Below are 12447 nucleotides of genomic sequence, written 5' to 3'. Positions count from 1 at the left end.
TAAGTGCGGTAACGTATGTAGCTGACTGATACTAATAGGTCGAGGGCTTGACCAATAAAAATATAATTCATGTGCAATTTTGAGATAACAATCTCAATAATCTGGTGATGATGGCGTAGAGGAAACACTCCTTCCCATTCCGAACAGGAAAGTTAAGCTCTACAGCGTCGATGGTACTGCACGGGTGACTGTGTGGGAGAGTAGAACGTTGCCAGGTAATGTGGCTCGATAGCTCAGTCGGTAGAGCAGAGGACTGAAAATCCTCGTGTCCCTGGTTCGATTCCTGGTCGAGCCACCAGGAAAAAGCACTAACTTATGTTAGTGCTTTTATTTTTATATTGATTAATAATATCAAATTGAAAAGTAATTTAATTAGTTAGAAGCTAATAGTTTTTAGTTAGTAGTTTATGATGAAACTATGTACAGTTTCTAAATAATACATTTTTTTAATTTAGCTGATCTGAATATAACTATTAACTTCAAAATAAAATATTGTTTATTAATATTTTTATAGTGATTCTAAATCTTTTAGAATTGTAGATACATGTTCTTTTACTTTAACTTTTCTGTACTCCTTAACAAGAATACCTTCTTCATTAATGATAAAAGTACTTCTTTCAATACCCATAACTTTTTTTCCATACATATTTTTTTCTTTAATAACATTAAATAAATTACATACCTGTTCTGTTTCATCACTTAAAAGGATAAAGGGAAGAGTAAATTTTTCAATGAATTTAGCATGTGATTTTAAAGAATCTCTGCTTATACCTATAACAATAGCATTTTTATTAATAAATGTATTATTATTATCTCTAAAGTCACAGGCCTCAGTAGAGCAACCAGGTGTGTTATCTCTTGGATAGAAATAAAGCACTACCTTCTTACCCCTATATTCACTTAATTTATGCTCTTGATTATCAGAACCCATTAATGTAAAATCAGGAACTACAGAATTAATTTCTACCATATTTGACCTCCTAATATTATATAATAATTATTATTATATAATAACAATAAAATATAATCAATAAAAAAATGTAACTATATACATTGATAAAAATCTGTTATAATTGTAAGTATCAATTAGAAAAAAAGGAGAAATATATATGGAAAACAAAGTATTAGCTGTAGTTTCTGGTAAAGAAATCACAGAAAAGGATTTAAATTCAATAATAATGAGATATCCTGAGGAACAAAGAGCAATGTTCAATTCTGAAATGGGGAAAAAACAATTATTAGAACAAATAATTTCTTTCGAATTAATGAATAAATTAGGAAAAGAAATGAAATTAGATGAAACTGAAGAGTATAAGGCTAGTTTAGCTCAAGTAGAAAAGGATTTACTTACTCAAATGACAATAAACAAAGTATTATCAGATGTGACAATAACTGATGAAGATGCTAAAAAGTATTACGAAGAAAATAAAGCACAATTCGAACAACCAGCTACAGTATCTGCTAAGCATATATTAGTTGATAATGAAGAATTATGTAATGAAATTAAGAATCGTATAGAAAATGAAGGAGTATCTTTTGAAGATGCTGCTAAAGAATATTCTACATGCCCATCTAATGCACAAGGTGGAAGTCTTGGAGTATTTGGTAGAGGTATGATGGTTCCTGAATTTGAAGAAGCTGCTTTTGCATTAGAGTTAGAAAAGGTAAGTGAACCAGTTAAAACTCAATTTGGATATCATTTAATTAAAGTAGATGCTAAAAATGAGCCAAAGGTTTCTGAGTTTGATGAAGTAAAAGATAAGATTGTTCAACAATTAATTCAACAAAGCCAAGAAAAGAAATATGTTGATGTAATGAAAGAGCTTGAAGCTAAATATGAAGTTAAAAGATCTTAATTAGTGCTTTTAAATAAATAAAAAGATTTAAATTGTTAACATAAATTAAGACCACACTTTAGTCTTTTATCTATTAAATAGATAAAGAAACACTAATGTGTGGTCATTTTAAATTAAATTAAATCATTATAATTATATATGTAATTGTCACATTCCTCTTTTAATATATCAACTTGATGCTTAGAATGCTCATCAAATACTCCAGTAACTTTCATACCAGCTAACTTAGCTCCACGAGCTGCAGCTATGATATCTTCAAATACCATGCATTCCTTAGGATCAACATTAAGCTTTTTAGCAGCAAGTAAATATATATCAGGGTTACTTTTGCTTTTTTTAACTTCATCAGTGATTGTAATGGAATCAAATAATTCAAATGCATTATTACTTTTTAATGTAACAGTTAAAAGCTCCATAGAATTACTAGTAGCTAGTCCGATCTTTATTCCCTTGCTTTTTAGTTTTAATAAATATTCAAGAGCTCCAGGTTTTAGCTTTACATCATTTTTATATAGATTATAGGCCATTGAATTCCAAGTATTCATTATTTCTTCAATAGAATCTTCAAGAGAAAATCTTTTTTTGAAATATTCAGCTGTTTGAGTAAAACTTAAATGTGTGATTTCATCATTTAAATTATTAGGAACAGCATGTCCTTTTTTAGATAAATATTCTATATCTATTTGTTGCCATACGCCCATAGAATCAATAAGTGTTCCATCTAAATCGAATATAGCAGCTTTTATATTATTCAAGTAATCATCTCCTAATATATTTATTTACAAAAAAAAGAGATAGATTTAAACCTATCTCTTTGGTCGGGGTGACAGGGATCGAACCTGCGACCTCATGGTCCCAAACCACGCGCGCTCCCATCTGCGCCACACCCCGTAGCACATTTAATATTATATGAATAATTAATGGTTATGTCAATACTTTTATTTAAAAAACTTGAAAAGTGTTTTAGAATTATGTTAAAAATAATATTATGATATAATTTTATATTAGTAAATACCAATAAGGGGGTGTAAAGATGAATTTTACAATTGTAGTAATGGTTTTAGGAAGCTTAGGGTTCATTTTATTAGGTACGTTCTTGTTAAACAATAAGTATATAAAAAATATAGACGAAAATGATAAGGAACTGTATAAAGAAGCTAAATCTATGAAATTAAGCGGGTATACTAATATTTTAATTGGAGCAATAGGCGTAACATGTTCTATTGCAGCATTTGTAGTAGGGAATGTTAGTAAAACTATTGTAATTATATTTGTAGCATGTATAGCTATACTATCTACATTACAATATATATTAAATAAGAAAATAAGAAAATAAATTAGTAATAATACTTGTGAAAATTTATATAAATATAAGGTGTGCTTATAAAAAAATAATTTAAAAGGGTATTAAATTGGAAAAAAATAATTGGCAGTATATGTTTACATGTCAGTGAAATAGGCGTTTTTAAAATTTACCATTGTCCAAAGTTTCCATAAGTGGTATAATGGTAACGAAAACAAAGGAGAGGGGGAGGGTCAAGAGACCTACAGATAAATATGAAGAAGAAAATTTTATCAGCATTATTAGCTGCTACTTTAGTTATTACTTCAGCAATGCCTGCCTTTGCTACACCAAATCAAGAAGTAATAGAAAACCAGAACAAATATGATGAATTTACGAAAAAAATAGAGGATATTAACAATAAGATATACAGTTTAAATGCAGAAATAGAACCTTTAGTTGTAACTATTGAGAAAAATAATACTGAAATAGAGCAAATTAAGGTTGAAGTAGAAAATACTGAAAAAGAAATAGAAACTGCAAAAGAGGATATAGCTAACACAGAAGAAGTACTAGGAAAGAGAGTTAGAGAGCTATATAAATCAGGTGGACAAAGTAGCTACATAATGTTATTATTCAGTGCCGACAGCTTTAATGATTTAATATCTAAGATTGAATCAACTAGTAGATTAGTGAACATAGACAAAAAAATAGTTAAAGAACTTGAAGACAAACAAGATTCTCTTAACAAAAAAATTGAAAGTTTAGATGCGAAAAACGAAGAACTTGTAAAAATAAATGAAGAAACTCAAAAATCACTAAGTGAATTTGAGGCTAAAAAGGCTGAACAAGAAACTTTAGTTGAACAAGCTAAAGTTGAACAAGCTGAATTCGAAAGAGAATTCTTAGCAGTTTCTGAAAGACAATTAGTTAGTCCACAATATGCAGTTATAGAGGATTCATCAAGCTCAATTGATCAATTAAACAGTGCAATCTCTCAATTAAGAAGCATAAGAGATGGACAACTTAAGAGTAACATAGTAAAAGAAGAAGTTAATGAAAAAATCGAAGCTGCAAAAGCTAAAGTTGCAGAACTTCAAGCGGCAATAGATGCTGCTAATGCAGCCGCAAGCAAGCCAAATAGAGGTGACTCAACAGTATCTGCAACTGGTAATGCTATAGTAGATTATGCATATAAATTCCTTGGAACACCATATGTATGGGGTGGAACATCTCCAAGTGGATTTGACTGTTCAGGATTTACTCAATATGTATTCAAAAATGCTGCAGGAGTAAACTTACCAAGAACAACTTACGATCAAATTAATGTGGGAACAGCAGTAGCTTACAATGATCTTCAACCTGGGGATTTAGTATTCCCTCATACTGGACATGTTGGTATATATATAGGAAATGGACAAATGATACATGCACCAAGCACAGGGGATGTAGTTAAGGTTTCAAGCGTATATAAATTCTATACAGCAAGAAGAGTATTATAATTTGAATTTACAGACTAGGATTTTATTAATCCTAGTCTTTTTTATATATAATATGTATAATAAAAGTACTTAGTTTACAATTGAAAAATATTGCGAAACAACTTAGTTAGTTATTAGTTAAGAGTTAATAGTTAGTGATGAAACTGCTATGGGAGTTTCTTAAAATATATATTGTTCTAACTTCAGCTCAGCTGAAGTTATTCATTAACTATAAACTATAAACTAAATTGCTAAGCAATTTAATAGAGGTGTGTTATGGAAGTTAATATAAGCAAAGATGAAAGTATTGATGATTTACAATTAAATGGACTACAATTAATACAAAAAGAACAAGGATTCAGATTTGGGGTAGATGCTGTATTGCTATCACATTTTGCAAATGTGAAAAAGAAACATAGAGTAATAGATTTATGTACTGGCACTGGTATAGTATCATTTTTAGTATATGGAAAATATAAGCCTCAAGAGGTTATAGGATTAGAAATACAAGATGATATGGTTGAAATGGCTAATAGAAGTTCTAGGCTTAATGATACTAGTGATATAGTTAAATTTGTTCAAGGTGATTTAAAAGATAAGGCTTTATTAGACTCATTAGGAAGATTTGATGTTGTAACAGTAAATCCACCATATAAATTAAATAATGCAGGAATTTTAAATCCAAATGATAAGTTAGCTATTGCTAGGCATGAAATAATGTGTAATTTAGAAGATGTAATTGTATCAGCAAGAAGGCTTCTTAAGGATAATGGGAGAATGTTCATAGTACATAGACCAGAAAGATTAGCAGATATTTTTGGATTAATGAGAAAGTATAAGATAGAACCTAAAAGAGTTAGATTGGTTCAACCTAATACAAAAAAAGCACCTAATATAGTTTTAGTTGAGGGTCAAAGAGATGGTGGAGCATTTTTAAAGTGGGAAGAAACTTTATATGTATATGATGATAATGGCAATTATAGCGAAGAGATAAATCGTATTTATGGAAGGATGTAATGAAAATGGAATATGGAAAGGTATATTTAGTACCAACACCAATAGGTAACTTGAAAGATATAACACTTAGAGCATTAGAAGTATTAGAAAATGTTGATGAAATTGCAGCTGAAGACACAAGACAAACTTTGAAGCTATTAAATCATTTTAATATAAAAAAGCCTCTATTCAGCTATCACCAACATAATGAACAAGGGAAAAGTGATGAGATAATATCGAAATTAGAGTTAGGTAAAAATATTGCGATAGTAACTGATGCAGGTACACCGGGAATATCAGATCCAGGCAGTGTTGTAGTTAGGAAATGTATAGAAAGTAATATTGCATTTGAAGTATTACCAGGGGCGACAGCAATTACTACTGCATTGGTATATTCTGGATTAGATACAACTAAATTTATATTTAGAGGATTTATACCTAGAGAAACGAAAGAAAGAAAAATATTAAAAGAAGAAATAAAAGATAAGAAGGAAACTTTAATTTTTTATGAATCACCACATAGATTAATAGAATCATTAGCTTATTTAGAAGAAGCGTTAGGGAATAGAAATATAGCGGTATGTAGAGAATTAACAAAGTTACATGAAGATATATATAGAGGAACTATTAAAGATGCATATAATTGGTTTTTAGAAAATAGACCAAGAGGTGAATTTGTTTTAGTTATTTCAGGAAAAAGTGAAAGTGAAATTAAAGCTGAAAAAGAACAAGAGCTTAGTGGAATAACAATAGAACAGCATTTGATTAATTTAATAAATAGTGGAATAGATAAAAAAGAAGCAATAAAGCTTGTAGCTAAGGAAAGAGAAATGCCTAAAAAAGAAGTATATAAAATTGCTATAGATATATAGACATAATAAAGGTGGGGTGATTTAAAGCACTCCACCTAATTATTTGGTTAAAAATATGTAAATTAAATTTGAAAATTATTTTCCAAGTTTTAATTCTTCCATGCAGTTCTTGCAGATGTTTTTACCTTTGTAGTTTATAACATCTCTAGCATCACCACAGAAGATACAAGCTGGTTCATATTTCTTTAATATGATTTGTTCACCATCTACATATATTTCTAAAGCATCTTTTTCAGCGATATCTAAAGTTCTTCTTAATTCTATTGGAATAACTATTCTTCCTAGCTCATCTACTCTTCTTACAACTCCAGTTGATTTCATAAAAAAATTCCTCCTTAAACAAGTTTCGACATTTAGCAGCTTAATATTAGCAGATATGTAATTAAAAGTCAATAAAAAACTTTAAAAAAAGTTTTGATTACAAATTTCTCTTTAAATTAACTCATAAATAAACTATACTACCATATTTTTGAAAAGTCAATAATATTTTATAAAATAAATGACAAAATAAATGATTTAATATACTGCTTGTACACAAAATTTGTAGAAAAAGGATTTTATAATTTAAAATTATTAAATATAAAACGATAAAATAAGAAAAAAAAGTAAATTGGTATTAAAAGGTATAATTTTATAAAATATGACCAAAATTAAAGGTATGTAATAAAAAAATAACATATAAGATAGGCGATATTAACTTGTAATAAGTTTATAACAACTATATAATATAATTACTAAAAATAGAGAAAGATGAGGTGAAATGATATGGTTAATAAAGTAGATAATAACTATATAAAAGAAGTTGCGGAAGAGATAGCTAATACATCAATGATTCCTTATGACGAATTACCTAAATATGACCTTTTTTTATCTCAGGTTATAGATTTTTTAAATGATAAGTTTGTAGAAGATAAATATACTAATAATATAGTACAAAATTATATAAAAAGTGAAGTAATTAGTAAACCAGAAGATGGTAAAAAAAGAGGTTATACTAAAATTCACTTAGTTCAACTGGTATTATTAAGTTATATGAGACCTATTCTTACAACAGAAGAGATTAAAAAGGTTTTTAGATTAGCATTTAATGAAATCAATGATAGATCTGATGATATTATTGATTGGGAAACAGCTTATAAGTTATTTTTTGAAACACAAGGTGAAAGTTTTGAGAAATATCTAGATGCTACTGCTATAAACGATGATAAGTTAGATTCTATCATAAAAGACTTAAATCTTGATGATAAAGATGAAAATAGTATAAGAACGTTTGTTGTTGTTTTATCTTTAATAGCACAAGCTAGTGCTATTAAAAAGTTAGTTCAAAAGATTGTAAATGGATACCATTCATAAATGAGATTCTAAATCTTAGATTTAATTAATTTAGAGTTTAAAATTAAATTAGAGGATAAAAAATTATTCATTTACCTTAAATAGTTATTTATTGTTAAAGCTACCGATTTAATTGGTAGCTTTTTTGTTATAATAAACTTATAAAATAAGGAAGGAAAAATTATGAGTGATAAATTACTTTTTAAGGAATCTGTAAGAGGTATTATTGAATATGTATTAAAAAATGGTAGTTTAGATGATAGATTTGTATCTAGAGGAAGAGCTATAGAAGGAACAATAGCACATGGTATACTTCAAAAGGATAATGAAACAATATACAAAGATTATGAAAAAGAAGTGGCCTTAAAGTATAAGTTTATAATTAATGATATAAATTTATTAGTAGAGGGTAGAGCGGATGGAATTATAAAAGAGAATAAAAAGATTATTATTGAAGAAATAAAATCAACATATAAAGACTTAAGTTATATTGATGAGGACTACAATATGCTTCATTGGGCTCAAGGAAAGTTTTATGGGTATATTTATTGCTTAAATAATAGTTTAAAGACTATAGATGTTAGATTAAGCTACTTTAATATAAATACAAGTGAAGTTAGATCCTTTGATAAGACATATGATTTTGATGAATTAGAAAAATTTGTTTATTATCTAGTTAATAAATATTTGGAAGTAATTAAGGTTAAAGAAAATTTTAATAAGATTAAGTATAAAAGTATTGAACGTTTAAAATTTCCTTTCCCTTCATATAGAAAAGGTCAAAGAGAGCTGGCTGTAAATTGTTTTAGTAGTATAAAACAACAAGGAATTTTATTTGCACAAGCACCGACTGGTATAGGAAAGACTATATCTACTATTTTCCCTTCTTTAAAGAGTATTGGAGAAGCTAGGGGGGAAAAAATAATATATTTAACAGCTAAAACTATTACAAGAACTGTAGCTGAGGAGGCGTACTTAAAATTATATAAGGAAGGACTTGAATTTAAGGTAGTAACTATTACTGCTAAAGAAAAAATATGCTTAAATGATGAAGTTAAGTGTAATCCAGATGATTGTATATATGCTAAAGATTATTTTACAAAAATTAATGATATAATAATATCTTTAATAAAAGATAATAATAAGTTTTTTGGAAAAGACATTATTGAGTATGCAAAAAAATATAAAGTTTGTCCGTTTGAATTATCTTTAGATTTAAGTGATTGGTGTGATGGAATAATATGTGATTACAATTATGCATTTGATCCAAGAGTAAAACTTAAAAGACTATTTGAAGATCGTAATGAAGAAAATATATTATTGATAGATGAGGCACATAATCTTGTAAATAGAGCAAGAGATATGTATAGTTGTCAACTTGAAAAAAGTAAGGTTATGACTGTAAATAAAGTTATAAAGGGAAAAGTACCGAATTTATATAAAATATCTAATGCTATAAACAAGGAAATGATCTTAATAAGAAGAGAGTTGGAAGAGGTAAATAAAAATTTATTATATCATAATGTTGTTTATAAAGACTTAATTAAGTTATTACGAGCATTTATTAATGAGGCTGAAAGTTATTTAATTAAAAGTAAAGGAACTTTAGGATATGATGATGTATTAGATTTTTATTATAGTGCTAGAAGTTTTATATCGGTTAGTGAATTATATAATAAGGAATACACTACTATATTAAAAAAGGAAAAGAATGAATTTATAATAAAGATATTTTGTATAAATCCATCTTCAAATTTAAAACAAACATTAAAAAGTGCATATTCAAGTGTTATTTTTTCAGCTACATTATCACCAATAAAATATTACGTAGACTTAATAGGTGGAGATGAGAAGAGTTTTAGAGTAAGATTTAATTCACCATTTAATAGAAAAAATTTATCGACTTATTTATATAACTTAGATATGAGATATGTTAATAGGGAGAGAAATATAGATATATTATGCAAAATTATTAATCAATTTATAAATGAAATACAAGGAAACTATATGGTGTTTTTACCATCGTTTGATTATTTGGCAAAAGTATATAAAAGATATGTTGATATGTATGGTAAAAATGGTACAATAGTGCAGAGAGAAAATCTGTCAGAAGGTGAAAAAGAAGAGTATTTAGCTCAGTTTTCTTTAGAAAATAATGTGGTTGGTTTTACTGTTGTTGGAGGGATGTTTTCTGAAGGTGTGGACCTGCCGGGAGATAAGTTAATTGGAGCTATTATAGTAGGCGTTGGTTTTCCTAAGGTGTCTATAGAAAATAATATAATACAAGAGTATTTTGATTCCAATGGATTTGATTATTCATATACTTATCCAGGTATAAATAAGGTGCTTCAATCAGCAGGAAGAGTTATTAGAACAGAAACGGATAAAGGAAGAGTTTTATTGATAGATAATAGATATAATAATTCTAAATATAGATTTATTTTGCCGTCTGATTGGATTTTAGAAGAGTATAAATTAAAATAAAAAATATAGTCATTATGTATATAGAAGAGTATATACATATTTATAAAAGAGTAAATAGAAAGGAAATATGGTGATACGATGTCAAATACGGAGGTCAGTAAAGGCAAAAATTTTTTTGACTTTATTATTTATTTTATAGTCAAGATTAGAGATGATGATATTTTTGCGTTAGCCGCACAGCTAGCATATTATATGATATTATCGTTTTTTCCTTTTTTAATTTTTTTATTAACGTTAATAGGATTTAGTAATTTAGATTCTATGGAGGTAATAGGAGGACTAAGAGCTATATTGCCAACTAGTGCATTTGAACTTATTTATAGTATGATTATAGAAGTAATTGAAAAACAAAACACAGGCTTATTAGGAGCTTCTTTATTATTAGTAGTATGGGCTGCGTCGTCAGCATTTAGGGCAGTTATTAAAGGGGTAAATAAAGCGTATGGAATAAAGGAAACAAGATCATTTATTAAAAGGGCAATAATTGCTATAATTTGTACATTTGCTTTAGCATTTGTAATTATGTTGACATTGGTAATGCTTGTCTTTGGACGCTTAATAGGAAATTTATTAACAACATATTTACCTTTCCCGGAAATAGTATCACGAATTTGGAACTTTATAAGATATGGAATGGTAATATTTATTATGATTTGTATATTTGCAGGAATATATAGATATACACCATCAAAAAGATTAAAATGGAGAGAGGTATTTCCAGGTGCTGCTATATGTACCATTGGATGGCTTATAGTTTCTTTAGGCTTTTCATTTTATATAAATAATTTTAGTAACTATTCAAAGATTTATGGAGGATTAGGAGCAGTAATTATATTGATTACTTGGTTATATATAACTTCCATAATATTTATAACTGGTGGAGAAATAAATTCTGTTATTGGAATAAGAAGAGGAAATTTAAAAATAAAGTAGGTTATTATGTACTAAAAATTACATTTATTTGAATAGAAAATCTTTAAGTGGTTATACTCAAAGGTGAAATATTCAGGAGGTGTAATAAAATGAATAAAATAGTGTTATTAGGAAAGCTTATAAGAGACCCTGAACTTAAGACTATAGAAAATGGCGAGAAGGTTTTTACTAGATTTATAATTGCTGTAGATCGAAATTTTAAATCAGCAGATGGAACTAGAAAAGCGGATTTGATTCCAGTAACTATATGGGGAAGAAAGGCTGAAGTAGTTTGTAAATATATGACTAGAGGGAGTTATATAAGCTTAAGTGGAAGATTAAAGACAGGTAGTTATGAGGATAAACAAGGGAATAAGAAATATATGGCTGAAGTTGTTGCTGAAGATTTTAAATTTGTAGGAAACAGAAGAGAAGTAAGAGAAAATAATGAAGTTAGTGGCGAAGATTAGAACATTGAAAACTATAAGGATATAGAGTGGCAAGTGACAAGTTAAGGATGAAATCCTTAGCTTGAAACTTGCCATTTAAACCTTATTACTATAATAAGGTTGCTACTTGTTATTTGTCGACAGAATAATATAGTTGCTGTAAAGAGTTGTTTTGTGATTTAGTTAATATATAATGTTTTTTAGAAAAAAAACTCCTATTTTTAATATCTTTCGACAAATATTAAGTCGAAAATATTACTTAGACATATATGTAATGTAAGAATAATTACTAAAAAAAGTGTAATAAATTACATTTATGTTGAATAGTAAGAGAATTTTTATTAGTAGTAATACCACAGTTTGACATAATTTTAACGCAACGTATGCTATTGTTTAATTATTAAATAATATGTTGAGGTGAGGTATACCATGAGAATAAAGAAGTCTTTAAGTAAAATAGTTAATTTTGATGACAAAGAAAGCAGATATATTTACAGGATAGTTGAAAACAGCGTTAAAAATAGACAAGCTTTTGGTATTGAGATAGAAAGACAAGATTTTAAAGAAGGAGAAGTAATAAATTTAGAAAGAGATATAGTTGATATAGTAGCAAGTAAGCAAAGAAAAGCAGAAGAAATTTTAATGTTATTATTTAACAATTTAGTTTCGCCAATTCATCTAGTTGATATAGTAGGTGAGTATGCTGACTTATGTGTAAATGACTTTGGCTTTTAAGTTTACATAAAATAGATTATAAGAATATATTTAAACTAAAGAGGTGTT

General features: G+C 27.7%; 13 protein-coding genes, 2 tRNA genes and 1 rRNA gene. 12 read left to right on the top strand and 4 right to left on the bottom strand.

Annotation, left to right across the window (positions count from 1 at the left end; translation table 11 throughout):
- Window positions 1-100 precede the first annotated feature (100 nt).
- A 5S ribosomal RNA gene (gene rrf / locus I4V63_RS08875) occupies window positions 101-217 on the top strand.
- Between the two features lie 5 nt (window positions 218-222).
- Window positions 223-298, top strand: a tRNA-Phe gene (locus I4V63_RS08870).
- A 210-nt stretch (window positions 299-508) separates the two neighbouring features.
- On the opposite strand, the gene I4V63_RS08865 is transcribed toward I4V63_RS08870, so the two are convergent.
- The gene (locus I4V63_RS08865; protein ID WP_196000935.1) at window positions 509-970 is read right to left on the bottom strand and encodes a peroxiredoxin; all 462 of its coding nucleotides are present in this window, start codon (window positions 968-970) and stop codon (window positions 509-511) included.
- Window positions 971-1109: 139 nt separating this feature from the next.
- On the opposite strand from I4V63_RS08865, the gene I4V63_RS08860 reads away from it, so the two are divergent.
- The gene (locus I4V63_RS08860) at window positions 1110-1856 is read left to right on the top strand and encodes a peptidylprolyl isomerase (protein WP_196000934.1); all 747 of its coding nucleotides are present in this window, start codon (window positions 1110-1112) and stop codon (window positions 1854-1856) included.
- Between the two features lie 113 nt (window positions 1857-1969).
- Here I4V63_RS08860 and I4V63_RS08855 read toward each other — a convergent pair whose 3' ends face one another.
- Window positions 1970-2611, bottom strand: coding sequence for an HAD family phosphatase (locus I4V63_RS08855; RefSeq protein WP_196000933.1), 642 nt, complete (start codon window positions 2609-2611; stop codon window positions 1970-1972).
- Between the two features lie 60 nt (window positions 2612-2671).
- Window positions 2672-2747, bottom strand: a tRNA-Pro gene (locus tag I4V63_RS08850).
- 142 nt (window positions 2748-2889) lie between these two features.
- Between I4V63_RS08850 and I4V63_RS08845 the strand changes: the two genes are divergently transcribed.
- The 4 genes from I4V63_RS08845 (at window position 2890) to rsmI (ending at window position 6487) form a co-directional block, all read left to right on the top strand.
- Window positions 2890-3192, top strand: a complete 303-nt coding sequence (locus I4V63_RS08845) for a hypothetical protein (RefSeq protein ID WP_196000932.1) — start codon at window positions 2890-2892, stop codon at window positions 3190-3192.
- A gap of 221 nt (window positions 3193-3413) precedes the next feature.
- Window positions 3414-4640: a C40 family peptidase gene (locus I4V63_RS08840; protein WP_196000931.1), complete on the top strand. Its 1227-nt coding sequence runs from the start codon at window positions 3414-3416 to the stop codon at window positions 4638-4640.
- A gap of 255 nt (window positions 4641-4895) precedes the next feature.
- Window positions 4896-5636 (top strand): tRNA1(Val) (adenine(37)-N6)-methyltransferase, encoded by a 741-nt coding sequence (locus I4V63_RS08835; RefSeq protein WP_196000930.1) that lies wholly within the window; start codon window positions 4896-4898, stop codon window positions 5634-5636.
- Window positions 5637-5641: 5 nt separating this feature from the next.
- A complete protein-coding gene (gene rsmI / locus I4V63_RS08830; RefSeq protein WP_196000929.1) occupies window positions 5642-6487 on the top strand; it encodes a 16S rRNA (cytidine(1402)-2'-O)-methyltransferase in 846 nt (281 codons plus the stop codon).
- A gap of 75 nt (window positions 6488-6562) precedes the next feature.
- Here rsmI and I4V63_RS08825 read toward each other — a convergent pair whose 3' ends face one another.
- The gene (locus tag I4V63_RS08825; RefSeq protein WP_042401932.1) at window positions 6563-6808 is read right to left on the bottom strand and encodes an AbrB/MazE/SpoVT family DNA-binding domain-containing protein; all 246 of its coding nucleotides are present in this window, start codon (window positions 6806-6808) and stop codon (window positions 6563-6565) included.
- Between the two features lie 444 nt (window positions 6809-7252).
- Here I4V63_RS08825 and I4V63_RS08820 point away from each other — a divergent pair, with 444 nt between their 5' ends.
- The 5 genes from I4V63_RS08820 to I4V63_RS08800 all read left to right on the top strand — a co-directional run bounded on the left by I4V63_RS08820 (window position 7253) and on the right by I4V63_RS08800 (window position 12399).
- Window positions 7253-7840: a DUF1836 domain-containing protein gene (locus I4V63_RS08820; protein ID WP_196000928.1), complete on the top strand. Its 588-nt coding sequence runs from the start codon at window positions 7253-7255 to the stop codon at window positions 7838-7840.
- A 162-nt stretch (window positions 7841-8002) separates the two neighbouring features.
- Window positions 8003-10303: an ATP-dependent DNA helicase gene (locus I4V63_RS08815; RefSeq protein WP_196000927.1), complete on the top strand. Its 2301-nt coding sequence runs from the start codon at window positions 8003-8005 to the stop codon at window positions 10301-10303.
- A 78-nt stretch (window positions 10304-10381) separates the two neighbouring features.
- On the top strand, window positions 10382-11236 hold the full coding sequence (locus I4V63_RS08810; RefSeq protein ID WP_196000926.1) for a YihY/virulence factor BrkB family protein: 855 nt from the start codon (window positions 10382-10384) through the stop codon (window positions 11234-11236).
- A gap of 89 nt (window positions 11237-11325) precedes the next feature.
- On the top strand, window positions 11326-11685 hold the full coding sequence (locus tag I4V63_RS08805) for a single-stranded DNA-binding protein (RefSeq protein ID WP_196000925.1): 360 nt from the start codon (window positions 11326-11328) through the stop codon (window positions 11683-11685).
- A gap of 408 nt (window positions 11686-12093) precedes the next feature.
- Window positions 12094-12399: a DUF6514 family protein gene (locus tag I4V63_RS08800; RefSeq protein WP_196000924.1), complete on the top strand. Its 306-nt coding sequence runs from the start codon at window positions 12094-12096 to the stop codon at window positions 12397-12399.
- Window positions 12400-12447: the final 48 nt, after the last annotated feature.

Origin of the sequence: Clostridium sp. 1001271B_151109_B4 (genome assembly GCF_015670405.1) — a bacterium.
Classification (GTDB): Bacteria; Bacillota; Clostridia; order Clostridiales; family Clostridiaceae; genus Clostridium.
Note: the sequence above shows the minus strand (reverse complement) of the source record. Positions and strands in the feature narration are given on the sequence as shown.

Coding starts and splice junctions, on each gene's coding strand:
- I4V63_RS08865 (WP_196000935.1), bottom strand. CDS start 970: ATGGTAGAAATTAATTCTGTAGTTCCTGATTTTACATTAATGGGTTCT.
- I4V63_RS08860 (WP_196000934.1), top strand. CDS start 1,110: ATGGAAAACAAAGTATTAGCTGTAGTTTCTGGTAAAGAAATCACAGAA.
- I4V63_RS08845 (WP_196000932.1), top strand. CDS start 2,890: ATGAATTTTACAATTGTAGTAATGGTTTTAGGAAGCTTAGGGTTCATT.
- I4V63_RS08840 (WP_196000931.1), top strand. CDS start 3,414: ATGAAGAAGAAAATTTTATCAGCATTATTAGCTGCTACTTTAGTTATT.
- I4V63_RS08835 (WP_196000930.1), top strand. CDS start 4,896: ATGGAAGTTAATATAAGCAAAGATGAAAGTATTGATGATTTACAATTA.
- rsmI (WP_196000929.1), top strand. CDS start 5,642: ATGGAATATGGAAAGGTATATTTAGTACCAACACCAATAGGTAACTTG.
- I4V63_RS08825 (WP_042401932.1), bottom strand. CDS start 6,808: ATGAAATCAACTGGAGTTGTAAGAAGAGTAGATGAGCTAGGAAGAATA.
- I4V63_RS08820 (WP_196000928.1), top strand. CDS start 7,253: ATGGTTAATAAAGTAGATAATAACTATATAAAAGAAGTTGCGGAAGAG.
- I4V63_RS08815 (WP_196000927.1), top strand. CDS start 8,003: ATGAGTGATAAATTACTTTTTAAGGAATCTGTAAGAGGTATTATTGAA.
- I4V63_RS08810 (WP_196000926.1), top strand. CDS start 10,382: ATGTCAAATACGGAGGTCAGTAAAGGCAAAAATTTTTTTGACTTTATT.
- I4V63_RS08805 (WP_196000925.1), top strand. CDS start 11,326: ATGAATAAAATAGTGTTATTAGGAAAGCTTATAAGAGACCCTGAACTT.
- I4V63_RS08800 (WP_196000924.1), top strand. CDS start 12,094: ATGAGAATAAAGAAGTCTTTAAGTAAAATAGTTAATTTTGATGACAAA.